Source organism: Nocardia thailandica NBRC 100428 (assembly GCF_000308795.1).
GTDB lineage: Bacteria > Actinomycetota > Actinomycetes > Mycobacteriales > Mycobacteriaceae > Nocardia > Nocardia thailandica.
Genome location: NZ_BAGK01000019.1, coordinates 1 through 24,626, shown reverse-complemented (window position 1 = coordinate 24,626; position 24,626 = coordinate 1). Strand labels below are relative to the sequence as shown.

Below are 24,626 nucleotides of genomic sequence, written 5' to 3'. Positions count from 1 at the left end.
TCCTGTGTGGCGTTGTTTTCCGACACCGGAGACGTTATGGGCGCGGAACCGCCCGAACAGCCACCCCTAGGGGGAGATCGCCCCTCACCTTGGTCGCTTCACCTTCCCCACCCTCGGGCCGCCGGGGCGCGGAGGACCGATCCCCGTGATCGGCCGCCGCGCCCCGGTCGCGTCAGTCGGGCAGGTCCGCCGCGCGGCGGGCGCCCGCGTGACCGGTCTCGGCCGCGACCGGGTCGGCCGCGACGCCGCCGGGCAGCAGCGCGGTCGTGCCCACCTCGGCGGGCGGCGCGGTGTCGGCGGGCTGCTTCTGTCCGCCGGCCTGGATGCCGCCGACGGTGCGCAGCGGCACCTCCTTCCAGAACAGCACGAGCACCAGCGCGAGCAGGGCGAGGCCGGTCGCGGACAGGAACACTGTCGACATGGAGTCGGCGAACCCGACCTGGAACGGACGCGCCAGGTCCGGGCTGAGCTGCTGGATCACCGAACTGTCCTCCAGCACCTGGCCCGCGGCCGAGGTGTCGTGGGCGATGAGCCCCCTGGACAGCGCGACGTCGGCCGGGTTGGCGCTCTGCGTTCCGGCCACGACCGCCTGCTGGAAGGCCGGGTCGGTGGCCGAGGACTGCAGCTCGCCGCTGATGTTGGGAGTCAGCTGCGAGAACAGGATGGACAGGAACACCGCGACGCCCAGCGTGCCGCCGATCTGGCGGAAGAAGGTGGCCGATGCGGTCGAGACGCCCATGTCCTTGGGCGGCAGCGCGTTCTGCAGGGCCAGCGTCAGCGGCTGCATCAGGTTGCCGAGACCGAAGCCGGTGCAGGCCATGAACAGCATGGTCACCCAGAGCGGGGTGTCGGCGGTGATCAGGTGCAGCAGGAAGAGGCCGAGCGTCAGCATGGACGCGCCGATGAGCGGGAAGACCCGGTAGCGGCCGGTGCGGGAGATGATGCGGCCGGACACGATCGAGCCGGTCATCAGGCCGAGCACCATCGGCAGCATCTGCAGACCCGCCAGCGTCGGGCCCGCGCCCCGCACCACCTGCAGGTACTGCGGCAGCAGCGAGATGCCGCCGAACATGGCGGCGCCGACCACGAAGGAGATGACGACGCCGAGGGCGAAGGTCTTGTTGGCGAAGATGCGCAGCGGGATCAGCGCGGCGTCGCCCATGTACTTCTCGACGGCGACGAACCCGAGCACACCGGCCGCGCCGATCACGTAGCAGACCACCGAGGACACGCTGCTCCAGCCCCATTCGCGCCCCTGCTCGGCGACGATGAGCAGCGGGACGAGGCCGATTGCGAGCACGATCGCGCCCGGGATGTCGATGCGGTGGGTGGCGTGCGGCTTGCGCGGCAGGCGCAGCACGCGCGACACGACGACCAGCGCCAGCAGGCCGACCGGCACGTTGACCAGGAAGACCCAGCGCCAGCCCGCGATGCCGAGCAGGCTGTCCTGGCCGGCGAACAGGCCGCCGAGCACCGGGCCGAGCACGCTGGAGGTACCGAACACGGCCAGGAAGTAGCCCTGGTAGCGGGCGCGTTCGCGCGGGCTGACGATGTCGCCCATGATGGCGAGCGCCAGCGACATCAGGCCGCCCGCGCCGAGGCCCTGGAAGGCGCGGAAGGCGGCGAGCTCGTACATGGACTGCGCGAAGGTGCACAGCAGCGAGCCGGCCACGAAGATGCCGATCGCCGCCATGAAGAACGGCTTGCGGCCGAACATGTCCGACAGCTTCCCGTAGAGCGGGGTGCTGATGGTGGCGGTGATCAGGTAGGCCGTGGTCGCCCACGCCTGCAGCGAGTAGCCGTGCAGGTCGTCGGCGATGGTGCGGATGGACGTGGACACGATGGTCTGGTCCAGCGAGGCCAGCAGCATGCCGAGCATGAGCCCGGACATGATGGTCAAGATCTGGCGATGACTGAAGCCCACCGGGGATTCCGGCGTCGCCGTTGTCGTCGTTGTCACGAATTGCTCTCTCTCACAGGATCTTTTCCGCTGACGCGGTCGAGGCGCACCGATTTCACGCGCTCGAAGTCGGTGATGAAGCGCGCGAGCAGTCGCGCGAAATCGGCCCGGTCGGTCTCGGGCCATTCGCCGGTGACGGCCGCGACGCTCTCGTAGCGGCGGCGGCGGATCTGCTCGGCGACCTCGCGACCCGCCTCGGTGACGGTCAGCACGGTGGCCCGCCCGTCGGCCGGGTCGGCCGCGCGCTCGATCAGGCCGCGCTCGACCAGCGCGGCCACCTGCCTGCTGACCGTGGAGGCGTCCGAGTGCACGGCCTCGGCCAGCGCGCCCGAGCGCATCGGCCCGTCGCACAGCAGGCGGAACAGCACCGGGAAACCGGCCGGGTCGATGCCGCCCTTCTCCCGGTAGTACGCGAGGTTGCGCTCGCGGAGCCGGTACAGCCGCACCAGCTCCGTCGCTATCGCATCGATGGAACGATCCACTCCCCATCCTCAGTTGCTTGTATCAATCAAATAGTTGCGTGATACAAGTATGTGGACAGGAGGTTGCCTGGGGCAACCTTTTTACCTGGCTTTACTCGCCCTTGAAGTCGGGCTCGCGCTTCTGGAACACGGCCGTGATGGCCTCGGTCAGGTCCGCCGACGGCAGGAACGCGGAGTTCCACGCCGACACGTACCGCAGACCCTCGGCGACGGCGGGCGCGGTCCGGGTCTCGAGCACGTCCTTGATGCCCTGGACCACCAGCGGCGGGTTGGCCGCGATCTCCCTTGCCAGCGCGTGCGCGGCGGCCAGCACGGCCTCCTGATCGGGATACACGTCGTTGACCAGGCCGATCTTCTCCGCCCGCGCCGCGTCGATGTCCTTGGCCGTGTAGGCCAGCTCGCGCAGGTGACCCTCGCCGATGATGCCCGGCAGGCGCTGCAGGGAACCGATGTCGGCCACGATGGCCACCTTGGCCTCGCGCAGGCTGAACTGGGCGTCGGCGCTGGCCAGGCGGATGTCCGCGGCCGCGATCAGGTCCAGACCGCCGCCGATGCACCAGCCCGACACCGCCGCGATCACCGGCTTGCTGCACTCGGCCACCGCGGTGACCGAGGCCTGCATGGCGCGCACGTCCTTGAGGAACGCGGTGCGCGGCGCGGCCTTGGCGTTGTCGGCCAGGACGGTGGCCAGCGTGCCCGCCATGGCGGTCAGGTCGAGGCCGAAGGAGAAGTGCTTGCCCGCGCCGGTGAGCACGACCGCGCGCACCTGCGGATCCGCGTCCAGCTCACGGAAGATCTCCGGCAGTTCGCGCCAGAAGTCCGGCCCCATCGCATTGCCCTTGCCGGGCCCGGTCAGCGTCACCTGCGCGACGCGCTCGGAGATCTCGACGGTAAAGGCCACCCATTCAGTCATGGTCCGAGTGTAGGAGAGCAGGCGCTCCGGATTTACGTCGCGTTTCACCCGGGAAACCGACCGGCACCAATTCCGCTCTCCCCCGGCGCATCTGCTGCAACAGCCCTACCCTGGGAGCTATGCGCAGGTCGTCTCTACCGCCGGTCGCATGCCGGGTCGCGGACACGCTCATCGCCCGCGGTCACCACGGTGTCATCGTTTCCCCTGATACACCGGCCCCGACCGCGGCCGAGGCCGCGCGCGCCCTTGGCGCCGCGCCGGGCGCGATGACCCTGGCCCGGGTCTATCTGCTCGACGACGACCCGGTCCTGCTGCTGGTCGCCGACGGACACCGGGTCGATCTGGCGAAGACCAGCGAACGCCTGGCAGGCCGGCTCACCGAGGCGACCCCCGCGCTGGCGGAGAAGGTCACCGGCCAGTTCCTGTCCGGCCTCGCGCCGGTCGGCCACCCGACGAACCTGCCCACCTGGGTCGACACCGCCCTGTCCCGGCACCGGGAGCTGTGGGCCGCGGGCGGGCATCCGAACACCGTGTTCCGGACCAGTTTCCGCGAGCTCGTGCGGATCACCGCCGGGCTGCCCCTCGACGTGGACTGAGCGCGACCGCTGTGATCTGGGTCGTACCCGGGCGCACCGGCGCTGTGCGTGCGGCCCGCGCGCGCGTACGTTCGAGGACGTGGCCGACGCGCAACCCCCCGAGATCTCCACCGGACTCCTGGTCCCCGACGATCTGAGCGGCATCACCGCCGAGCAGTACCGGGCGTCGATGCGGCACTATCCGGCCGGGGTCACCGTGGTCACCCTGGCGGGCGAGCACGGACCGGTCGGCTTCACCGCGACCTCCTTCGCCTCGCTCTCGCTGGAACCGCCGCTGATCTCGTTCAACATCGCCCACACCTCGTCGAGCATCGAGGCCCTGCGCGGCGCCGAGTCCGTGGTCATCCACTTCCTGGGCGAGCACCAGCACCACCTGGCCCACCGCTTCTCCCGCAGCGCCGCCGAACGCTTCGCCGACCGCTCCCTGTGGACCTCCCTGGACACCGGCGAGCCCGTCCTGCACGGCACCCCGATCTGGCTGCGCGCGTCCCTGCACCACCTCATCGACATCGGCGATCACGCGCTCGCCGTCGGCCTGGTCACCCGGGTCCACGACGAGACCGACGAGTCCCCGGCCGCGGCGCCGCTGCTGTACTACAACGGCCGCTACCACCGGCCCACCGCGCTGGACACCTGAGCCGCGCCTACCGCTCGCAGGCCACCCCGTCACCGTCGCCGTCGAGCCCGGAGCGGTACCCGGGGTCGCCCCGACGCAGCGGCGCGGCACCGGCGGCCTTCGCGGCGGCGCAGTTCTTGTAGTAGACGCTCGGGACCGACGGCGCCTCCGGCGCGGGGACATCGGCGATCCGAGGCGCGGGCACCGGGGCGGGCACGGTGGTCGTGACGACCGGCGGGACGACCCCCGGCGGCGGCGCGACGGTCGTGGTCGGGACCGGCGGCGCAACCGTCGTGGTCGGGACGATGATCGGCGCGGCGGTCGCGATGTCCGCCGCGGACGTGGTGGAGGCGCTCGGCGGCGCGGTGGTGGTCGTCGGCCGGGTGGTGGTCGAGGTGGCGACGGCGCGACTGGTCGCCGCCGGGGCCGCCTCCCGCTCGGACCCGCCCGCACCGATCCCGGCCACCAGCCCGAGCCCGAGCACACCGGCGGCCGAGACCCCGGCGACCACCGGCCATCGCCGCTTCCTGTCCTGCGGCCTGGGCGGCCGCGCCCACGGATCGGGCGGCTGTATCGGTCGATTCACGTGCTCCCCTTGGCTGATCGATCACCTGCGGGGGCTACATCGCGACCGATCCGGGGGCTGTTACCCAGATCACTTTCCCCTCAAACCTTCCGGTGCGGGGAACCGGAAGCTCAGGGCTGGAGGCAGGGTGCGGCGCCCGCGGGCGAATCCGGGCCGAGGGGGCGGGTTTCGGGAGTCGGGTTCCAGAGGCCGTCGGTGGCGGTGTAGTCCCAGGCGGGGCCGTCGGTGACCAGGGTGGTGACGGCGGCGACGAGCCGGTCGACGTGGTCGGCGGTGGTGCCGAGGCCGATGCTGGCGCGCAGGGCGCCACCGGGCAGGTCGAGGCGGGCGAGCAGCGGGTGGGCGCAGAAGCGGCCGTCGCGGACGCCGATGGCGTGTTCGGCGGAGAGATAGGCGGCGACCTGGCCGGGCGCGAATCCGTCGACGGTGAAACAGACGATGCCGACGGTGTCGGGGCTGTCGGACCAGATGCGGACCAGCCCCACCCCCGGCAGGTCGCGCAGGCCCGCGCGCAGCCGCTCGGCCAGGAAGGTCTCGTGCGCGAGGAGGTCGGCGGGGTCGATCGCGGCGATGGCCTCGCAGGCCGCCGCGATCGCGGCCGCGCCGAGCACATTCGGCGAACCGGCCTCGTGCCGCTGGGGGGCGGCGGCCCACTCGGTGTGCGTCACGCCGACGTCGCGGACCGCGCCGCCGCCCGCCAGGTACGGCGCGCCCGCGTCGAGCCAGTCGCGACGGCCGACCAGTACGCCGGCGCCGAACGGGGCGTAGAGCTTGTGCCCGGAGAAGGCCAGGTAGTCGATGCCGGTGTCGCGCAGGCTGATCCGGCGGTGCGGCGCCAGCTGCGCGGCGTCGACGAGGATCCGCGCCCCGCACAGGTGCGCGATGGTGGCGAGCCGTTCCAGCGGCAGCACCTCGCCGGTCACGTTGGACGCGCCGGTGACGGCGAGCAGCGCGGCGGGCCTGCTGCACAGCTCGGCGACGACGCGACGGATGGTCTCCTCGACGGTGTCGGCGGCCGGGACGACGCGGCGGCCGCGCGCGGTCCAGGGCAGGAAGTTGGCGTGGTGCTCGATGTCGAGGACGACGGTGTCGCCGGGCACGCAGCCTGCCAGCAGGTTCAGCGAGTCGGTGGTGTTGCGGGTGAACACCACGACCTGGTCGTCGTCGGCGCCGACGAAGTCCGCGACCGTGCCGCGCGCCGATTCGTAGCACTCGGTGGAGATGCGCGAGGCGTAGCCCGCGCCCCGGTGCACGCTGGCGTAGTACGGCAGCAGGGTGGCGAGCCGGTCGGTGACCGCCGCCAGGGCGGGGGCGCTGGCGGCGTAGTCGAAGTTGGCGTAGCGGCGGGCGCCGCCCTGGACGAGCGGAACGTCCAGGTCGGCGCCGGAGACGCGGGCCAGGGCACAGGTGGGGTCGGCGACAGCAGTCATGACGAATATCCCGTCGGTCAGGGGACCCGTATCGGGAGAGATGCCGAGTCCGCGCTTGCCGCGCCCACTGCGGACGGCGGCCTGGTCGTCACCCGGAGCACCCCACCGCGGAGGAGGGTTGCCGACCAGCTAGCCGGGGCTTGTCGCTGGTACTCATGACCTGAACCGAGGGTGACAGACGACCCGCGCGGCTGTCAACCACCCACCGGCGTGCCGTGTCGGCTATCTCCCGGCTTCCTTCCGCCACAGCAGGATCGACGCGGACGCCGCGACGAGCGTGCCGGCGACCAGCCACCAGAACGCGTGCGCGAAGCCGGTCGCCGCGGGCAGGCCCGCCGCCTGCGCCCGGTAGAGCACCACCGCGAAGAGCGCGGCGCCGATCGAACCACCCACGCGCCCACCGATGTTCACCAGTGACGCGGCGTCGGGCAGCTGGTCGGGACGCACGGCGGCGTAGGCGGCGGCCACCGCGGGCACCCCGACGAGTCCGGTCGCGATGCCGCGCACGAACAGCAGCGCCTCCACCGCCGGGAGCGACAGGTCCGCCCCGGCGAGCGCGAACGGCACCGTGACCGCGGCCGCGACGAGGTTGCCGACCACCGACACCGCGCCGCCGCCGAACCGGTCGGTGAGCCACCCGCCGACGGGCAGCGCGAGCACGCCGCCGAACCCGAAACCGAACAACAGCACACCGGTAGCTACCAGACCCTCCCCGCGCAGGATCTGGAAATACAACGGCAGCAACAGCATTCCGCCGAACAACGCCGCGCCGCCGAAGAAGTTGACGACATTGGCTGCGGCGAACACCGGATCGCGGAACAGCCCGATGTCGAGCAGCGCGCCGGGACGGCCGAGCGACCGCCACGCGAACAGCCCGAGCGCCAGCACGCCCGCCGCCACCGAGACCCACACCGTCGGCGCGGCGAACGAGCCCCGGCTGCCGAACTCGCCGAGCCCGAACACCGTCAGCGACAGCCCGGCGCCGACGAGCACGAACCCGGGCAGATCGAACGGCGTGCGCGCGCCCCGCGGGCTCGCCGGGAGGACCCGCAGCCCGAGCACGAAGGCGACCAGGCCGATCGGGATGTTGACGAGGAACAGCCACTGCCAACCGAGGTGCTCGAGCAGCAGCCCGCCCACGGTCGGCCCGATGGCGGGCGCGCCGACCACCGCGATCCCCACGACGCTCATCACGCGGCCGAGCCGCTGCGGCCCGGCCGCCTGGCCGATCAACGTCTGCCCGGCGGGGATGAGGAAGCCGGCCGCCAGGCCCTGCAGGACGCGCAGCGCGATGAGCCAGCACATGGTCGGGGCGAGCGCGCACAGCACCGAGGACACGGTGAAGGCGGCGAGGGCCCCGAGCCAGAGCCGGTCGTGGCCGACCCGCCTGCCGAGCCAGCCGCAGAGCGGCAGCGTGACCGCGAGCGCCAGCAGGTATCCGCTGGCGATCCACTGGGCGGCGGCGAGGTCGGCGTGCAGATCCGTGGCAATGGTGTCGAGGCCGACGTTGGCCAGCGACGTGTCGAGCATGCCCATCACCGCGCCGAACACCACGACCCCGGCGACGCGCCAGACGCTGCGCGGTATCGGTTCCAGCGCGGGTCTTCCCGCGCCCACCTGCGATGTCGTCGTCGTCATGCGACCCCTCCCGAAGCTGTTGAGTAGATAGATTGTTGAGGCTATCAATCATTGATGCATGCATCAATAGGTAGGATTTCCGGATGTCCCTCGACTCGGTGTTCCCGCGCGGCCTGCTGCAGTTCCCCACCTACGCCTTCGGGCGGCTGCACAAGGCCCTGCACGCCGAGGTCGACGGCTCGCTCGGCGAGGACACCTCCCTGCGCGGACACTGGGTGCTCACCTTCCTGGAGGAGAACCCCAACCTGACCCAGCAGCAGGTCGCCGACGCCCTGGCCATCGACCGCAGCGAAGTGGTCCGGCTGATCGACTCCCTCGAACGCGCCGACCTGGTCGTGCGCACCCGCGACCCCGACGACCGCCGCAAATACCGGCTCACCGTCACCGGCGCGGGCCGCGATCGCCGCGCCAGGACCGACCGGGAGATCCACGAGGCCACCGCCCGCGTCCTGCACCGCCTCGATCCCGCCGAGCGAGCGGAATTACACCGGCTCGCGCTCAAGGCGATCGGAGAGGCGCCACCCCCGTCCTGACCAGGAAGAATCCGCCGCGCACTCGGCTGCGCCGCCGGGCCGGGCGCCCACTTCGCGAGTACCGTTGACATCCGGTCACCGAACTGTTTGCCAACCGGTAACCCTGCCGTGCGACAACAGCATCACCGATGGGGGCGAATGGATGGGAGGTGGACAGGGCGTCATGCTCCAGCCACGCACAGACGACCCGGCGATCCGGGTGAGCGATCCACTGCTCCGTGGCGAGCTGGCCGCACCACCACGCACCCTGGTCGACATCCTGACGGCCACCGCGCAAGCCCACCCCGACGCGCCCGCGATCGACGACGGCACCGTCGTCCTCGGCTACGCCGAGCTGCGCGACGAGATCGAGGCGCGCGTGGCCGAACTCGTCGCGGCGGGCGTGCGGCCCGGGGACCGGGTCGGCGTGCGGATGCCCTCGGGCAGCGCGGCGCTCTACATCACCATCCTGGCCGTCCTGCACTGCGGCGCGGCCTACGTGCCCGTCGACGCCGACGATCCCGAGGAACGCGCGCGCCTGGTGTTCGGCGAGGCGCGGGTCAGCGCCGTGGCGGGCGCCGAGGGCATCGAATCGGCCACCACGACGGCGGGCGAACCGGGGAGCGGCCACGCCAGCCCGCCGACCCCCGCCGACGACGCCTGGATCATCTTCACCTCCGGCTCCACCGGCACCCCGAAAGGTGTTGCGGTGACCCATCGCAACGCCGCCGCCTTCGTCGACGCCGAGTCCCGGCTGTTCCTGCGGGAGAGCCCGATCGGCCCCGGCGACCGGGTGCTCGCCGGCCTCTCGGTCGCCTTCGACGCCTCCTGCGAGGAGATGTGGCTGGCGTGGCGGCACGGCGCCTGCCTGGTGCCCGCGCCCCGCGACCTGGTGCGCACCGGCGCGGACCTCGGACCGTGGCTGATGCGCCGCGAGATCAGCGTCGTCTCCACGGTGCCGACCCTGGCCGCCACCTGGCCCGCCGAGGCCCTGGAATCGGTGCGGCTGCTCATCTTCGGCGGCGAGGCCGTGCCCCCGGAGCTGGCCGAGCGGCTCGCGGGCGGCGCCCGCGAGGTGTGGAACACCTACGGCCCCACCGAGGCCACCGTCGTCGCCTGCGCCGCCCTGCTCGACGGCAACATGCCCATCCGCATCGGCCTGCCCCTGGACGGCTGGGACCTCACCGTCGTCGACCCGCAGGGCAACCCGGTGCCCGAGGGCGAGACCGGCGAGCTGGTCATCGGCGGCGTCGGCCTCGCCCGCTACCTCGACCCGGCCAAGGACGCCGAGAAGTACGCGCCGCTGGCGTCGGTCGGCTGGGAACGCGCCTACCGCAGCGGCGACCTGGTCCGCAACGACCCGGCGGGCCTGATCTTCCTCGGCCGCGCCGACGACCAGATCAAGATCGGCGGGCGCCGCATCGAGCTCGGCGAGATCGACAACGCGCTCCAGCACCTGCCCGGCGTCACCGGCGCGGCCGCGGCCATCCGGACCAGCAAGGCGGGCAACAAGATCCTGGTCGGCTACCTCACCGGGGCGGGCCCGGACTTCGACGTCAAGCAGGCACGCAAGATCCTGGCCGAGCAGCTGCCCGCGCCGCTGGTCCCCCGCCTCGCCGTCGTCGCCGACCTGCCCACCCGCACCTCCGGCAAGGTCGACCGCGACGCGCTGCCGTGGCCGCTGCCCACCGACCGCGGCGAATCCACCGGCCTGTCCGGCACCGCCGCCTGGGTCGCGACCCAGTTCGACGCCATCCTCGGCGCGGAGGTCACCGGCCCCGAGGCCGACTTCTTCGACCTCGGCGGCGGCTCGCTGTCGGCCGCGCAGCTGGTCGCGGCCCTGCGCGAGCGCTATCCGACCATCACCGTCGCCGACCTCTACGAGCATCCCCGCCTCGGCGCGCTCGTCGGCTTCCTCGACGGCACCGCGCCCGCCGCCGCCGTCGAGGCGCGCGTCGTCGTCCCGACGCCACGGCGCGCGCAGCTCACCCAGGTGCTGGCGACCATCCCCCTCACCACGCTCACCGGCCTGCAGTGGCTGACCTGGCTGGCGGTCGTGTCGGGCATCGCGGGCTGGTCCGGCTCGCTGCCCTGGCTGCCGCGGCTGTCGTGGTGGTGGATCCTGCTGGCGTTCCTGCTGTTCATCTCGCCCCTCGGCCGCATGGCGCTGTGTGTGGCGGGCGCGCGCGTCCTGCTCGCGGGCGTACGGCCCGGCAGCTACCCGCGCGGTTCCGCGGTGCACCTGCGGCTGTGGGCGGCCGTGCGGCTGTCGGAGGCCAGCGGCGCCGAGAGCCTCTCGGGCGCACCGCTGATGGTGCCCTTCGCCCGCGCCCTCGGCGCCAAGATCGGGCGCGGTGTCGACCTGCACACCCTGCCGCCGGTCACCGGGATGCTCGAACTCGGCGACGGCGCCAGCGTGGAACCCGAGGTCGACCTGTCCGGGTACTGGGTCGACGGCGACGTCGTGCACATCGGCGGCATCGTGATCGGCGAGGGCGCGGTGATCGGGGCGCGCTCGATCCTGTTGCCGGGCAGCAAGATCGGCAAGAAGGCCGAGGTCGCGCCCGGCTCGGCCGTCGCGGGCCGCGTGAAGGGCGAGCAGGAGTGGGCGGGTTCGCCCGCCACCAAGACGGGCAAGGCGCCCCGACGCTGGCCCGATCACCGCCCCGAACCCGCGCGGCACTGGCTGGCCGTGTTCGGGCTGTCCTCGATGGCGCTCGCCGCGTTCCCCGTGCTCGGCCTCGGCGTCGGCGGCGCGTTCATCGCCTGGTGGATCCGCGACGCCGCGACCCTCGCCGACGCCCTGCCGCGCGCCTTCGCCATCCTGCCGGTGGCGACCCTGCTCAGCCTCGTCGTCTACGCCGCGGCGACCGTGGTCGCCGTGCGGGTCCTCGGCATCGGCCTGCGCGAGGGCTACCACCCGGTCCGCAGCCGCACCGGCTGGCAGGTCTGGGCCACCGAACGCCTGCTCGACTCCGCGCGCACCTTCCTCTTCCCCCTCTACGCCAGCCTGCTCACCCCGCTGTGGCTGCGGCTGCTCGGCGCGAAGGTCGGCAAGAACGTCGAGGCGTCGACGGTGCTGTTGCTGCCCAAGTTCACCGTGGTCGCCGACGGTGCCTTCCTCGCCGACGACACGATGATCGCCAGCTACGAACTCGGCGGCGGCTGGCTGCGCATCGGCGAGGCCAAGGTCGGCAAGCGCGCGTTCCTCGGCAACTCCGGCATGACCGCGCCCGGCCGCCGCGTCCCCAAGAACGGTCTGGTCGCCGTCCTCTCGGCCGCGCCGAGCAAGGCCAAGGCCGGGTCCTCGTGGCTGGGCAGCCCGCCGGTGCGCCTGCGCCGCGCCTCCGAGTCCGGCGACACCAGCCGCACCTTCGACCCGCCGCTGCGGCTCAAGCTGGCGCGCGCCGCCGTCGAGACGTGCAGGCTGATCCCGGTCATGGTGACCTTCGCGATCGGGCTCGGCGTGCTGTTCACGCTGTCCTGGATCGCCCAGCGCAGCGACTACCTGGTGGCCGCGCTGCTGTGCGGCGTCGTGCTGATGGCGGCGGGCGCCGTCGCGGGCGCGATCGCCGTCGCCGCGAAATGGCTGCTGATCGGCCGCATCCGGGCCGTCGAGCATCCGCTGTGGAGTTCGTTCGTGTGGCGCAACGAGGTCTCCGACGCGTTCGTCGAGACCGTCGCCGCGCCGTGGTTCGCCCGCGCCGCGACGGGCACACCCGTGATGAACATCTGGCTGCGGGGACTCGGCGCGAGGATCGGCCGCGGGGTATGGTGCGAGTCCTACTGGCTTCCGGAGGCAGACCTGGTGACACTCGGTGACGGCGCGACCGTGGAACGCGGCTGCGTGGTGCAGACCCACCTGTTCCACGATCGCATCATGAGCATGGACACCGTCACCCTGGACGCGGGCGCCACCCTCGGCCCGCACTGCGTCGCCCTGCCCGCCGCCCACATCGGCGCGGGCGCCACCATCGGACCGGCCTCCCTGGTGATGCGTGGCGACGTGGTCCCTCCCTCGACCCGCTGGTGGGGTAACCCGATCGCCCCCTGGACGGACTGATGCGGCGGAAGTTCTACGAAGACCCGATCGATTCCTACCTGCCGCAGAACGGGAATCGCGGGTACCGCGTGTCCCGCTACGAGCTGGAGCTGGGCTACCGGGTCGCCAGCAACCGCCTCGCCGGGCGCGCGGTGATCATCGCGGTCACCACCGCCGTGCGCGACTGGTTCGCCCTCGACCTGTCCCAGGCGCTGACGGTGGCCAAGGTGTACGTCAACGGCACCAAGGCCGCCCGCTACACCCATCAGCACGGCAAGCTGGCGATCACCCCGCAGCAGAAGATCCCCGCGGGCGGTGTCCTCGAGATCACCGTGCAGTACGCGGGCACCCCCAAGCCCGTGCGCGGCCCGTGGGGCGAGGTCGGCTGGGAGGAACTCACCGAGGGCGCGCTGGTGGCCAGCCAGCCCAACGGCGCCGCCTCCTGGTTCCCCTGCGACGATCACCCCAGTTCCAAAGCGTCCTACCGGATCTCGATCACCACCGACAGCCCGTACTACGCGCTGGCCAACGGCAGCCTGCTGCGCAAGCAGGTCAAGGCCAGCCAGACCACCTGGGTCTACGAGCAGGCCGAACCCATGGCCGCCTACCTGGCCACCATTCAGATCGGCAACTACCGCAAGTACCGGATCGGGCCCGCGCAGGCCGCGGTGCCCATGCAGGCCGTCGTGCCCGCCCGGCTGCGGGCGAACTTCGAACACGACTTCGCCCGGCAGCCGCGCATGATGGCGGTGTTCACCGAGAAGTTCGGGCCCTACCCGTTCGAGGGGTACAGCGTCGTCGTCACCGAGGACGACCTGGAGATCCCGATCGAGGCGCAGAGCATCTCGATCTTCGGCGCCAACCACTGCGACGGGCGCCGTGGCGCCGAACGCCTGGTCGCCCACGAACTCGCCCACCAGTGGTTCGGCAACAGCCTCACGCTGCGCCGATGGCGCGACATCTGGCTGCACGAGGGTTTCGCCTGTTACGCGGAGTGGATCTGGTCGGAGGCCTCGGGCGGCGCGAGCGCAGACCAGCTGGCCCGCGCGGCGCGCAACAACCTCGCGCGCCAGCCGCAGGATCTCGTGGTCGGCGATCCCGGGCCGAAGCTCATGTTCGACGACCGGGTCTACAAGCGCGGCGCCCTTACCCTGCACGCGCTGCGGCTCGAGCTCGGCGACCGCGAGTTCTTCCGCCTGATCCGCGAGTGGACCACCCGCTACCGGCACGGCTCGGTTACCAGCGAGGAATTCACCGACCTGGCAGGCCATTACAGCGTGGTGCCGCTGCGCGGGCTCTTCGACGCCTGGCTCGGCGAGACGACGCTGCCGCAGCTCCCGCCGATCGGCGGGCTCGGCGGCAATCGACGCGCCTGAGGGCGTGCCCGGTCAGAAGACCAGGTAGCGCTGGGCCAGCTCCTCCACCAGCGGATCGTCGGCGGGCACCATCTCGAGTGCCTCCAGGTCGTCGGCGACGGAGGTCCGCCGGTTGTCGTCCCGCTCGGGATCGGGGCCGTCCTCGACGAGCTGGCGGCGCAGCTTCTGACGTACTCGATCCTTCAGTGAATCGCGCATACCTTCGAGCTTGCCTCGGGGAGCGGCGCGGCGCCAGTACTACACGGGCGTGAGCCAGGTGCCCCACGGCGTATTGCGCAACACCGAGTAGACCGTGAGCAGGGTGAGCAGCGTCGTGACCGTCACCGGGCTCAGGCTCGGCAACCGCCACTTCTGCCCGCGCCGGGCGCGCAGGAACCAGTCGGTGACGAACCAGGCGAAGGCCACGACCAGCGGCAGCGCCAGCACGTTGGAGTGCAGCGAGTCGATCAGCCTGCCGTCGGTCAGGTTGTGCATCGCGCGCATCCCCCCGCACCCCGGGCAGTACACGCCGAACAGGCCGTAGACCGGGCAGATGCCGTAGGACCCCTCGACATGCGGGTCGCGGAAGTGCAGCAGCGCGAGCGTGCCGATACCGAGCCCGGCCGCGACCACGGGTCCGGCGAACCGGCGGAGTCCGGGCGAGTCCGGGCGCGCGGGGGCGGCGCCGAGCACGCCGGGAGAGCTGTCCACCCTGCCACGGTAGCCGGGTCTCACCCGGCCTCGCCACCGTCGACCGGGGGCTGGGCGAAGCGCAGCACGTTGCCCGACGGGTCGATGAGGTCGAATCCGATCCCGCCGGGGCCGTCCACCGGGCAGCCCGGCTCGGCGTACCGGTAGTTCTTGGCGGCCAGCTCCCGGTGGAACGCGTGGATATCGCCCACCACGATCCACACGACGCTGCCCGGCGTGCCGTCGCCGTGGTGCTCGCTCAGGTGCAGGCGCAGCGCGCCACGCGAGACCTGGGCGTAGAGCGGGAAGTCCGCGCCGAAGCGGTGTTCCCAGTCGATACGAAATCCGAGGTAGCCGCGATAGAAGGCGTAGGCGTGGTCCACCTCGAACATCCGCAGGACCGGGATGGCCGGGGCGAAGCCGACCGGTTCGTTGTCGTACACACCGATGATCTTCCGGCACGAGGCGGCGATCTCACGGCCGGAAAGCGGTGTGTGTAGTGGTTCACAACAAATGAGACATTGTGACCCGCTAACACTAGCTAGCACGCCTGCTTGCGCGGTACCGTGGCCTACGACACAAAGGAGTGTTCGATGTTGGCGAAGTCGATGAAGACGCTCGCGGCCGCGCGTGACATGGTCTCCCACCTGGAGACCGGGGCGCTGACCGCCCAGTACCGCGCGGGTCTGCGCACCCGCACCTTCCGCACGGCCCGGCTGAACGCGCCGGCCGTCGCCCCCCGGGTCGTTCCGGTCACCACCGAGGACGGTGCCGCGCTCCGCGTACACGTCTACGGTCCCGAAGACGCACCGACCCTGGTCCTCGTGCACGGCTGGGCCTGCTGCATCGAGTACTGGAATCCCCAGATCAACGCCTTCGCCGGCGAGTACCGGGTCGTCGCCTACGACCAGCGCGGCCACGGCGAGTCCACCCTCGGCACCGCCGCCCCCAGCGAGCACACCCTCGCCGGTGACCTCGCCGCCGTCCTCGACGCGACCCTGCGCCCCGGCGAGCGCGCCGTGCTCACCGGCCACAGCATGGGCGGCCTGACCATCCAGGCGTGGGCCAAGCACTTCCCCGAGCAGGTGGCCGAGCGCGCCTCCGCCGTCGTGCTCGCGAACACCGCCAACGGCGACATCCGCTGGGAAACCGACATGTTCCCGGTGCTGAACAAGCAGCTCACCGTCAGCGGCCGCCCGATCACCTTCCTCGGCGCGCCGGTCCGCATGCCGATGCCGGTCGGCGAGGCCGTGCTCTACTCCCCCGCCCCGATCCCCGCGGGCTGGGCCACCGAGCAGGTCTTCCGCTACCGCATCCTGACCCCCGAGGCCGACGACGAGCAGGTCGATTTCGCGGTCGGCATCATCCGCTCCTGCCGCCCCCTCGCCCGCGGCAGGCACGCCGCGGCCATGGCCGACATGGACCTCACCGAAGGCACCGCCAACCTGACCGTGCCGACCACGGTCATCGCGGGCGCCCGCGACCGCCTGCTCCCGCAGCGCCTCTCCGGGCGTATCGTGGACATCCTGCGCCGCACCGGCCACCTGGCCGCCTACGAGGTCCTCCCCCACGGCCACCTCGGCAACGTCGAGGACGCCGCCGCCTTCGACCGCATCCTGCACAGGGTGCTGCGCACCTCCCAGAGCTCTCGGGCCACCCGCCGCAACGTCGCCGCCCGCTGACCCGAGTCGTGTCCCTGGGCCGATCAACGGCGATCGGCCCAGGTTCACCGGAAAAGACGAGAAAGCCCCGGACCAAACGTCCGGGGCTTTCTCGTTGCCGTGGAGCCGCCTAGGGGAATCGAACCCCTGACCTTTTCATTACGAGTGAAGCGCTCTACCGACTGAGCTAAGGCGGCACGTCTCTCGGCGTCGCGAGTCTATCGCGAGGTTGCCCGGAATGCGAAAACGGGAGGTCACGCCGACTGGGCGGCGATGAGCGAGGCCACCATCGCCGCGACGGCGAAGCGGGGTTTCACGTTGAGGTCCAAGGCTTCCCGGCAGTCGAGCACGGCGTCGATGCTGCGCAGCAGGCCCTCCGGACGGACCCGGCCCGCCAGATCGGTGATCTCGGCGGCCATGTCGGGATGGGTCAGGGTGATCGGCACGCCGCGGCCGGCGAACCGCATCGCCAGCGCGTCGCGGTACATGCCCGCCACGTCGATGAGCGCGCGATCGAGCGCATCGCGGCCCGTGCGGGTGGCCCGCGACTTCTGCCGCCGCTCCAGGTCCTTGAGCACACCGGCCGAACCGCGGGTGGCCGACGCGGCCCCCTTGCCGGTGCCGCCCGCGCCGAGGGCGGTGGCCAGCTCGTCGCGCTCGCGTTCGTCGCGCTCGGCGCTGACCAGCTTGGCCTCCTCGTCGGCCGACTTCACCAGCTCCTCGGCGGCGGCGTAGGCCGCGCCCGGCCGCTGCACCGCCTCGACCAGCGCCAGCGCCCGCTGCCTGCGGGTGCGCGCGTCGGCGTCGGTGGCGAGGCGCCGGGCCCGGGCGACATCGCCGCCGCTGACCGACGCCGCCCATTCGGCCGCCTTCGGGTCGAGGCCGTCGTGCTCGCGCAGGGCCCGCGCCACGGCGGGCACCGACGGCGTCACCAGGTGCACGTGCCTGCACCGCGAACGCAGCGTGATGGAGATGTCCTCGGGATCGATCGACGGGGCGCACAGCAGGAACACCGTGCGGTCCGGCGGTTCCTCCACCGCCTTGAGCAGCGCGTTGCCCGCGCCCTCGGTCAGCCGGTCGGCGTCCTCGATCACCACGACCTGCCAGCGGCCGGTACTCGGCCTGCGCGCCGCGATCTGCACGATCTCGCGCATCTCCTTGACGCTGATGCTCAGGCCCTCGGGCGCGACCCGGCGCACGTCGCCGTGCGTCCCGGCCATGGTGGTCGTACACGCGTGGCAGCGACCGCATCCGGGCGCGCCCGGGTCGGTGCACTGCAGCGCCGCGGCGAAACACAGTGCCGCCGTCGCCCGCCCGGATCCGGGCGGGCCGGTGAACAGCCAGGAGTGCGTCATCGCGCCGGTCACCACACCGGCGCGCGCCGCGCTCGCGGCAGCGGTCAGTTCGGACTCGACCACCTGCTGGCCGACCAGTCGATCGAAGACACCCGCCACGGCCTACACCCTAGCCGCGCGCGGTGACACGGACGCTCAGGCCTCGTCGGCGCCCGCGGCCTTCTTCGCGGCGGTCTTCTTGGCCGTCGTCTTCTTCGCGGCGGTGGTCTTCTTGGCGGCGGTCTTGGTCGCCGTCGCCTTCTTGGCGGGTGCCTTCTTGGCCGCCGCCTTCTTCGTGGTCTTCTTGGCGGCCTTCTTCACGGGGCCGCGTGCCCGGCGATCGGCCAGCAGCTCGGAGGCCCGCTCGTCGGTGATGGACTCGACCTCGTCACCCTTGCGCAGGCTGGCGTTGGTCTCGCCGTCGGTGACGTACGGGCCGAAGCGGCCGTCCTTGATCACCATCGGCTTGCCCGACACCGCGTCGGTGCCGAGCTCGCGCAGCGGCGCGGTCGCGGCGGCCTGCCTGCCCCGGCGCTTGGGTTCGGCGTAGATCTTGAGCGCCTCTTCCAGGGTGACCGTGAGCAGCTGCTCCTCCGAGGCGATGGTCCGCGAGTCGGTGCCCTTCTTCAGGTACGGCCCGTAGCGACCGTTCTGCGCGGTGATCTCCTCGCCGGTGGCCGGATCCACGCCGACCACCCGCGGCAGCGACAGCAGCTTCAGCGCGTCGTCGAGGGTGATGGTCGACAGGTCCATCGTCTTGAACAGCGAACCGGTGCGCGGCTTGACCTCGGCCGCGGCCTTCTTCGCGGTCTTCTTCGCCGGCGCCGCCGACTCCTCGGCGGGCGGTGCGGGCAGGATCTCGGTGACGTAGGGGCCGTATCGCCCTTCCTTGGCGACGATCTCGTGCCCCGACACCGGGTCGATGCCGAGGGAGCGGCCCTCCTGCGGCGTCGAGAACAGCTTCTCGGCGACCTCCGGGGTCAGCTCGTCCGGCGGCAGGTCGTCGGGCAGGTTGGCGCGCTGCGACACCGGATCGCCGTCCGGGTCGTCGGGGTCGATGACCATCCGCTCCAGGTACGGCCCGAACCGGCCGACCCGGACGACGACGTCGCGGCCCTCCGCGTCGGTGAACATCTTGATCGAGTTCACCTCGCGGGCGTCGATGTCGTCGAGCTGCTCGCCGACCATCTTCTTCAGGCCGCCGGACCGCGCCACCGAACCGTCGGCGCCGCTGTCGCCACCGAAATAGAAGCTGGTCAGCCAGTTTCCGCGCTGCTCGCGGCCGCCGGCGATGGCGTCGAGGTCGTCCTCCATCGCTGCGGTGAAGTCGAAGTCGACCAGACGGCCGAAGTACGCCTCGAGCAGCCCGATCACCGCGAACGCCACCCACGACGGCACCAGCGCGCTGCCGCGCTTGTAGACGTACCCGCGGTCGAGGATGGTCTTGATGATCGAGGAGTAGGTCGACGGCCGGCCGATCCCCAGCTCCTCGAGGGTCTTGATGAGGGAGGCCTCGGTGTAGCGGGCGGGTGGGTTGGTGCTGTGCCCGTCGGGGGTGAGTTCCACGGCGGTGACGCCCTGGCCCTCCTCCAGCGCGGGCAGCCGGGACTCCGCGTCGTCGGACTGGCCGCCCGCCTCCTCGTCCACGCTCTCGACGTAGGCCTTGAGGAAGCCGGCGAAGGTGATCGTGCGGCCGGAGGCGGAGAACACGCACTCCTCGCCGGTCCCCGCGACGCCGGTGATGCGCACGGTCAGCGTGGTGCCGCGCGCGTCGGCCATCTGCGAGGCGACGGTGCGCTGCCAGATCAGTTCGTAGAGCCGGAACTCGTCGTTGTCCAGGCGGGCGTGCAGCTCGCCGGGGGTCGCGAAGACGTCGCCGGACGGGCGGATCGCCTCGTGCGCCTCCTGCGCGTTCTTCACCTTGCGCGTGTACTGCCGCGGCGACGGGGAGACGTACTCCTTGCCGTAGAGCTGGGTGGCCTGCGAGCGCGCGGCGGCGATGGCCGACTCCGACAGCGTGGTCGAGTCGGTACGCATGTAGGTGATGTAGCCGTTCTCGTACAGCCGCTGCGCGACCCGCATGGTGCGCTCGGAGGTGAACCGCAGCTTGCGGCCCGCTTCCTGCTGCAGGGTCGAGGTCATGAACGGCGCGTACGGCTTTCGCGTGTACGGCTTGGCCTCGACCGAGGAGACCACGAGATCCGTGCCCGCCAGCGCCTCGGCCAGTCGGCGCGCGTGCGCCTCGTCCAGCACGACCACACCGGAGGCGGTCTTGAGCTGCCCGTCGGATCCGAAGTCACGACCGGTCGCCACCCGGGCGCCGTCCACCTGCACCAGCCGGGCGTTGAACGCACGGGGATTGGCCGACTCGGTGCCCTGGCCGCTACCGGCGTCGAGGCGGGCGGCGATGTCCCAGTACTCCGCGGAGCGGAAGGCCATGCGCTCGCGCTCGCGCTGCACGATGACGCGGGTCGCGACCGACTGCACCCGGCCCGCCGACAGCCGCGGCATGACCTTCTTCCACAGCACGGGCGACACCTCGTAGCCGTAGAGGCGGTCGAGGATGCGGCGGGTCTCCTGCGCGTCGACCAGATCGTTGTCGAGGTCGCGCGTGTCGGCGGCGGCGGCGCGGATGGCGGGTTCGGTGATCTCGTGGAAGACCATCCGGCGGACCGGGACCTTCGGCTTGAGCGTCTCGAGCAGGTGCCAGGCGATCGCCTCGCCCTCGCGGTCGGGGTCGGTGGCGAGGTAGAGCTCGTCGGCGTCGGCCAGCAGGCTCTTGAGCTCGGAGACCTTGGCCTTCTTGTCCGGGCTCACCACGTAGATGGGCTCGAAGTCGTGGTCGACGTCGACGCCGAGGCGGGCCCAGGGTTGGCCTTTGTATTTGGCGGGCACATCGGCGGCGCCGCGCGGCAGGTCACGGATGTGGCCGACGGACGCCTCGACGGTGTAGTTGCGGCCGAGGTAGGGGGCGATCTTGCGCGCCTTCGTCGGCGACTCGACGATCACGAGACGACGCAGGGGACGGCCCTGGTCGGCTGTACTGCGGTCTCGTGTTGCCACCGGCGAACACCTTCCTTCTATACCCACGCCCGGACGTTGCAGCGCGGCGCGGCTGGGGCAAACGGCGCGACGGCTGACATCGCCACCTCCAGACGTTTATACCCTGCTGCCTTGGGTAGCTGCGCCGGATGGCGGCCGGTGCCGGGTTTCGCGGCCTGTCGGGCCGGCTGTCGCGGAGGTACGAAAATACCCCGGAAACGGCTCGTCCCTCACCTCCGGTACGGAGGTGAGGGACGCGCGTTGTTCGGTGCGCAGCTCAGGAGAGCGCGCGAACGCCGGTGGCCTGCGGGCCCTTGGTGCCCTGGCCGACCTCGAACTCGACCTTCTGGTTCTCCTCGAGGGTACGGAAGCCCGTGCCCTGGATCTCGGAGTAGTGGACGAAGACGTCAGCGGAGCCGTCCTCGGGCGCGATGAAGCCGAAGCCCTTCTCCGCGTTGAACCACTTCACAGTTCCCTGTGCCATTCTGCTGTTCCTTCTCTTTCTTACCCGGAACGGCGGACAACTGGGTTCGTCCACCGGGTCCGTTCCGACCGCTAGGCTCTACCCGCAGGGCGGGAACTAAAGCACAGCGTTCGCAACATCGATCCTGCTGACGGTTTGGACTTTCGATCCGTCCCTCGAACACAGAAGCTTGCGACCAGGACCAAGTGAATCATGTCTCCGAGCAAATCAACAGCCGAGTTACCGACAATTTGCAAAATTCGTGATCTTGCGAATGCGCAGGTACGGGACCGATTGCCCGAATCCATACTTCCAGTCGGTTTGCCTTCCGATAACCGGCAGGGCGTCCAGCAAACCGACTGTGACCCAGGTCGCTATTGGGTTACAAACTCGCAGGTAGCCGTCACGACACACACACGTTTCACACTCCCGGCGCGTCGCGAGGTCTCGAACCGGTGAAACCGAGCTTCCCAGCGACCCCGGAGCACGACGAGGGACCGGAATCCTACGGTCGATCGTTGCTGAATCGTGTCCTGGCCGGCGGGGGCGCGGGCGACGCCCGCCTGACCCACGTCGCGGAGTTGCCCGCGCGCGCCGAACAGACCACCGACTGGCCGTCCTGGGTGCCGTCGGAGCTGGTCGGCGCCCTGCACGAGCAGGGCATCCGCAGGCCGTGGACGCACCAGACCGCCACCGCCGAGCTGGCGGCCGCCGGGCGGCACGTGGTGATCAGCACCGGGACGGCGTCCGGAAAGTCCCTCGGTTACCAGTTGCCGGTGCTGTCCGCGCTGCACGAGCAGCCACGGGCCACCGCCCTGTATCTGTCGCCGACCAAGGCGCTGGGCGCCGACCAGCTACGCGCGGTCGCCGCCCTCACCCACGACACCGCGCTGCGCGACATCCACCCGGCGTCCTACGACGGCGACACTCCCGCCGAGGTGCGCCGATGGGTCAGGGAGAACGCACGCTGGCTGTTCACCAACCCGGACATGCTCCACATCGGCATGCTCCGCTCGCATCAGCGGTGGGCGCGGGTCCTTCGCCACCTTCGCTACATAGTGATCGACGAATGCCATGCCTACCGGGGCGTCTTCGGCTCCCACGTGGCGCTGGTGCTGCGCCGGCTGCGGCGTCTCGCCGCCCACTACGGCGCCGATCCGGTGTTCGTGCTGTGCTCGGCGACCAGCGCCGATCCCGCCGCGTCGGCGAGCAGGCTGATCGGCGCCGAGTGCGCGGCGGTCACCACCGACGGCTCACCCCGGGGCGCACGCACCGTCGCCCTGTGGGAACCGCCGCTGAGCACCGCGCTGACCGGCGAGAACGGCGCCCCGGTCCGGCGCACCGCCGGCGCCGAGGCCGCCCGGATCATGGCGGACCTGGTGGTCGAGGGCGCCCGCACGCTGACCTTCGTCCGGTCGCGGCGGGGCGCGGAGATCGTCGCGATGGAGAGCAGGCGGCTCCTGGCCGGCGCCGCACCCGACCTGACCGACCGGGTCGCCGCCTACCGCGCCGGCTACCTGGCCGAGGACCGTCGCGATCTCGAGATCGCCCTGTCGGAGGGGGACCTCCTCGGCGTGGCGAGCACGAGCGCGCTGGAACTCGGTGTCGATATCGCGGGCCTCGACGCCGTGGTCATCGCGGGTTTCCCGGGACGGGTCGCCTCGTTCTGGCAGCAGGCAGGCCGCGCGGGACGCCGCAGGCAGGGCGCGCTTGTCGTGCTCGTCGCCACCGACGATCCCCTGGACACCTACCTGGTCCACCACCCGTCGGCGCTGCTCGATCGCCCCGTCGAGGCCACCATCACCGACCCGGGCAACCCGTACGTCCTCGGGCCACAGCTGCTCTGCGCGGCGGTGGAACTCCCGCTCACCGACGCCGAGGCGACCGCCCTCGGTGCCGTGGACGTCCTGCGGGATCTCGCCGCCCAGGGCCTGATCCGGCACCGGAGGGGACCACACGGCGGCCGCTGGTACGGCACCGACCACACCCCGCCGCACGACACCGTCGACGTCCGCGGCGGCATCGGCGCCCCGATCGCGATCGTCGACGGGGAGACCGGCAGGCTGCTCGGCACCGCCGACGCGGGCCGCGCGCCCGCGACCCTGCACGAGGGCGCGGTCCACCTGCATCAGGGCGAGTCGTACCTGGTCGACGAACTGGACCTCGAGGGCGGCGTCGCCTTCGTCCACGCGGACGATCCCGGCTGGACCACCAGCGCCCGCAGCCGCACCGAACTGGTCATCGAATCCATCGACGAGCTGCGCGAATGCGGTGAGGTCCGCGCCGGATCGGCTCGGGTGGCGGTCACCGGCCAGGTCATCGGCTACCTGCGCACGCTGCTCACCGGCGAGGTCCTCGACCAGGTCGAGCTGGACCTGCCCGCCCACACCCTGCACACCCGCGCCGTCTTCTACACCGTGACACCGCGGCTGCTCGCGGACGCGGCCATCGCCCCCGACGAGCTGCCCGGCGCCCTGCACGCCGCCGAGCACGCGGCCATCGGGCTGCTTCCCCTGTTCGCCAGCTGCGATCGCTGGGACATCGGCGGCGTCTCCATCGCCGAACACCCCGACACGGGCGCGCCGACCGTCTTCGTCTACGACGGCCAACCCGGCGGCGCGGGCTTCGCCGACCGCGGATACGCGCAGCTCGAGGCGTGGTTGCGGGCCACGGCCGAGCTCATCGAGACCTGCGAGTGCCCCGAGGGCTGCCCGTCCTGCGTCCAGTCCCCCAAGTGCGGCAACGGCAACCACCCCCTCGACAAGTACGCCGCGGCCCGCCTGCTGACCGCCGTCCTGGCCGAGCTGGCGACCGGCCGGCACTCCACCGTTGTTCTGTGACAGCCCCGCCGCGCCACTGTGACCGCCGATACACCGAACCGGACGGATGCTGGACAATCGTCCTGAAGCCCGGTGACCAGCGGCTTCTCCCATGCCCGGAGATTAAAAAGGATTATTCTCATAATAACTGATGCGTAGCCGGAGGCCCCGGACGTGGCCGGGTCGACAACTTTTCATTTTTTTCAGCACGGCTGCTGGGAATTCCGGGAAAAAGCCCAAGAAATCCCCTCCGATTAATTCAGTGAATTCTCCCGGCGGAACTTGCACTACCCGGTGGTGGTACTTCCCGGTCATCCGGAGTCGACCGGACCCGCGCGTGCGATTCCCCACACCGTCCGCGTCCCGAGCACCCCGAGCTCCGTCTCCACCTCCACCGATACCTCGACGTCCCACTGTTCGACGACGCAGCGCCGCAGCACCGCGCCCATCCGCCCGGCGGGCTCGGCGGCCCGCGCGCACGCCTCCG

Annotated in this window: 19 protein-coding genes, 1 tRNA gene and 1 riboswitch; of the genes, 7 read left to right on the top strand and 13 right to left on the bottom strand. The window is 71.5% G+C overall.

Features of this window, described 5'->3' with window-relative positions; translation table 11 throughout:
- Positions 1 to 172: 172 nt before the first annotated feature.
- The 3 genes from ON36_RS01785 to ON36_RS01775 form a co-directional block, all read right to left on the bottom strand.
- The gene (locus ON36_RS01785) at positions 173 to 1,960 is read right to left on the bottom strand and encodes an MDR family MFS transporter (protein ID WP_169334670.1); all 1,788 of its coding nucleotides are present in this window, start codon (positions 1,958 to 1,960) and stop codon (positions 173 to 175) included.
- On the bottom strand, positions 1,957 to 2,442 hold the full coding sequence (locus ON36_RS01780) for a MarR family winged helix-turn-helix transcriptional regulator (protein ID WP_043647007.1): 486 nt from the start codon (positions 2,440 to 2,442) through the stop codon (positions 1,957 to 1,959). The genes ON36_RS01785 and ON36_RS01780 overlap by 4 nt, the downstream gene beginning before the upstream one ends.
- 91 nt (positions 2,443 to 2,533) lie before the next feature.
- Positions 2,534 to 3,355, bottom strand: coding sequence for a crotonase/enoyl-CoA hydratase family protein (locus ON36_RS01775; protein ID WP_043647005.1), 822 nt, complete (start codon positions 3,353 to 3,355; stop codon positions 2,534 to 2,536).
- A gap of 119 nt (positions 3,356 to 3,474) precedes the next feature.
- Here ON36_RS01775 and ON36_RS01770 point away from each other — a divergent pair, with 119 nt between their 5' ends.
- The gene (locus ON36_RS01770; protein WP_043647002.1) at positions 3,475 to 3,951 is read left to right on the top strand and encodes a YbaK/EbsC family protein; all 477 of its coding nucleotides are present in this window, start codon (positions 3,475 to 3,477) and stop codon (positions 3,949 to 3,951) included.
- Positions 3,952 to 4,120: 169 nt separating this feature from the next.
- Entirely contained in the window at positions 4,121 to 4,588 is a 468-nt protein-coding gene (locus ON36_RS01765) for a flavin reductase family protein (RefSeq protein ID WP_245557830.1), read from the top strand.
- 7 nt (positions 4,589 to 4,595) lie between these two features.
- On the opposite strand, the gene ON36_RS01760 is transcribed toward ON36_RS01765, so the two are convergent.
- From ON36_RS01760 to ON36_RS01750, 3 genes are all read right to left on the bottom strand, one after another.
- Positions 4,596 to 5,153: an excalibur calcium-binding domain-containing protein gene (locus ON36_RS01760; RefSeq protein WP_245557822.1), complete on the bottom strand. Its 558-nt coding sequence runs from the start codon at positions 5,151 to 5,153 to the stop codon at positions 4,596 to 4,598.
- Between the two features lie 110 nt (positions 5,154 to 5,263).
- Positions 5,264 to 6,583, bottom strand: a complete 1,320-nt coding sequence (locus ON36_RS01755; RefSeq protein ID WP_043646997.1) for an aminotransferase class V-fold PLP-dependent enzyme — start codon at positions 6,581 to 6,583, stop codon at positions 5,264 to 5,266.
- Between the two features lie 46 nt (positions 6,584 to 6,629).
- Positions 6,630 to 6,744, bottom strand: a riboswitch (SAM riboswitch).
- A gap of 61 nt (positions 6,745 to 6,805) precedes the next feature.
- Positions 6,806 to 8,221 (bottom strand): DHA2 family efflux MFS transporter permease subunit, encoded by a 1,416-nt coding sequence (locus ON36_RS01750; protein WP_083884840.1) that lies wholly within the window; start codon positions 8,219 to 8,221, stop codon positions 6,806 to 6,808.
- Positions 8,222 to 8,304: 83 nt separating this feature from the next.
- Between ON36_RS01750 and ON36_RS01745 the strand changes: the two genes are divergently transcribed.
- The 3 genes from ON36_RS01745 (at position 8,305) to ON36_RS01735 (ending at position 14,151) form a co-directional block, all read left to right on the top strand.
- On the top strand, positions 8,305 to 8,754 hold the full coding sequence (locus ON36_RS01745; protein WP_043646994.1) for a MarR family winged helix-turn-helix transcriptional regulator: 450 nt from the start codon (positions 8,305 to 8,307) through the stop codon (positions 8,752 to 8,754).
- A 163-nt stretch (positions 8,755 to 8,917) separates the two neighbouring features.
- Positions 8,918 to 12,796: a Pls/PosA family non-ribosomal peptide synthetase gene (locus ON36_RS01740; protein ID WP_052313541.1), complete on the top strand. Its 3,879-nt coding sequence runs from the start codon at positions 8,918 to 8,920 to the stop codon at positions 12,794 to 12,796.
- Positions 12,796 to 14,151 carry a M1 family metallopeptidase gene (locus ON36_RS01735; RefSeq protein WP_043646988.1) on the top strand — a complete coding sequence of 452 codons (1,356 nt, stop codon included), beginning with the start codon at positions 12,796 to 12,798 and terminating at the stop codon, positions 14,149 to 14,151. The genes ON36_RS01740 and ON36_RS01735 overlap by 1 nt, the downstream gene beginning before the upstream one ends.
- 12 nt (positions 14,152 to 14,163) lie before the next feature.
- Here ON36_RS01735 and ON36_RS01730 read toward each other — a convergent pair whose 3' ends face one another.
- The 3 genes from ON36_RS01730 to ON36_RS01720 are packed head-to-tail and all read right to left on the bottom strand — an operon-like array spanning position 14,164 to position 15,263.
- Positions 14,164 to 14,349: a hypothetical protein gene (locus ON36_RS01730; protein WP_043646986.1), complete on the bottom strand. Its 186-nt coding sequence runs from the start codon at positions 14,347 to 14,349 to the stop codon at positions 14,164 to 14,166.
- 39 nt (positions 14,350 to 14,388) lie between these two features.
- The gene (locus tag ON36_RS01725) at positions 14,389 to 14,841 is read right to left on the bottom strand and encodes a DUF2752 domain-containing protein (RefSeq protein ID WP_043646983.1); all 453 of its coding nucleotides are present in this window, start codon (positions 14,839 to 14,841) and stop codon (positions 14,389 to 14,391) included.
- Positions 14,842 to 14,861: 20 nt separating this feature from the next.
- Complete coding sequence (locus ON36_RS01720; RefSeq protein ID WP_043646980.1) at positions 14,862 to 15,263, bottom strand: glyoxalase superfamily protein; 402 nt, start codon at positions 15,261 to 15,263, stop codon at positions 14,862 to 14,864.
- A gap of 150 nt (positions 15,264 to 15,413) precedes the next feature.
- Between ON36_RS01720 and ON36_RS01715 the strand changes: the two genes are divergently transcribed.
- Complete coding sequence (locus tag ON36_RS01715) at positions 15,414 to 16,502, top strand: alpha/beta fold hydrolase (RefSeq protein ID WP_043646977.1); 1,089 nt, start codon at positions 15,414 to 15,416, stop codon at positions 16,500 to 16,502.
- A gap of 100 nt (positions 16,503 to 16,602) precedes the next feature.
- Here ON36_RS01715 and ON36_RS01710 read toward each other — a convergent pair.
- From ON36_RS01710 to ON36_RS01695, 4 genes are all read right to left on the bottom strand, one after another.
- Positions 16,603 to 16,678 (bottom strand) — tRNA-Thr (locus tag ON36_RS01710).
- A gap of 57 nt (positions 16,679 to 16,735) precedes the next feature.
- Positions 16,736 to 17,935 carry a DNA polymerase III subunit delta' gene (locus ON36_RS01705; protein WP_043646974.1) on the bottom strand — a complete coding sequence of 400 codons (1,200 nt, stop codon included), beginning with the start codon at positions 17,933 to 17,935 and terminating at the stop codon, positions 16,736 to 16,738.
- A gap of 36 nt (positions 17,936 to 17,971) precedes the next feature.
- A complete protein-coding gene (topA, locus tag ON36_RS01700; RefSeq protein WP_052313540.1) occupies positions 17,972 to 20,878 on the bottom strand; it encodes a type I DNA topoisomerase in 2,907 nt (968 codons plus the stop codon).
- A gap of 256 nt (positions 20,879 to 21,134) precedes the next feature.
- Positions 21,135 to 21,341 (bottom strand): cold-shock protein, encoded by a 207-nt coding sequence (locus tag ON36_RS01695; protein WP_019044597.1) that lies wholly within the window; start codon positions 21,339 to 21,341, stop codon positions 21,135 to 21,137.
- Between the two features lie 497 nt (positions 21,342 to 21,838).
- On the opposite strand from ON36_RS01695, the gene sftH reads away from it, so the two are divergent.
- The gene (gene sftH / locus ON36_RS01690) at positions 21,839 to 24,160 is read left to right on the top strand and encodes a DEAD/DEAH box helicase (protein ID WP_174377527.1); all 2,322 of its coding nucleotides are present in this window, start codon (positions 21,839 to 21,841) and stop codon (positions 24,158 to 24,160) included.
- Positions 24,161 to 24,626: the final 466 nt, after the last annotated feature.

Excerpts from the sequence above, each read along its gene's own strand:
- ON36_RS01775 (WP_043647005.1), bottom strand. The coding sequence starts at position 3,355 with ATGACTGAATGGGTGGCCTTTACCGTCGAGATCTCCGAGCGCGTCGCG.
- ON36_RS01770 (WP_043647002.1), top strand. The coding sequence starts at position 3,475 with ATGCGCAGGTCGTCTCTACCGCCGGTCGCATGCCGGGTCGCGGACACG.
- ON36_RS01765 (WP_245557830.1), top strand. The coding sequence starts at position 4,121 with ATGCGGCACTATCCGGCCGGGGTCACCGTGGTCACCCTGGCGGGCGAG.
- ON36_RS01755 (WP_043646997.1), bottom strand. The coding sequence starts at position 6,583 with ATGACTGCTGTCGCCGACCCCACCTGTGCCCTGGCCCGCGTCTCCGGC.
- ON36_RS01750 (WP_083884840.1), bottom strand. The coding sequence starts at position 8,221 with ATGACGACGACGACATCGCAGGTGGGCGCGGGAAGACCCGCGCTGGAA.
- ON36_RS01745 (WP_043646994.1), top strand. The coding sequence starts at position 8,305 with ATGTCCCTCGACTCGGTGTTCCCGCGCGGCCTGCTGCAGTTCCCCACC.
- ON36_RS01740 (WP_052313541.1), top strand. The coding sequence starts at position 8,918 with ATGCTCCAGCCACGCACAGACGACCCGGCGATCCGGGTGAGCGATCCA.
- ON36_RS01735 (WP_043646988.1), top strand. The coding sequence starts at position 12,796 with ATGCGGCGGAAGTTCTACGAAGACCCGATCGATTCCTACCTGCCGCAG.
- ON36_RS01730 (WP_043646986.1), bottom strand. The coding sequence starts at position 14,349 with ATGCGCGATTCACTGAAGGATCGAGTACGTCAGAAGCTGCGCCGCCAG.
- ON36_RS01715 (WP_043646977.1), top strand. The coding sequence starts at position 15,414 with ATGTTGGCGAAGTCGATGAAGACGCTCGCGGCCGCGCGTGACATGGTC.
- ON36_RS01695 (WP_019044597.1), bottom strand. The coding sequence starts at position 21,341 with ATGGCACAGGGAACTGTGAAGTGGTTCAACGCGGAGAAGGGCTTCGGC.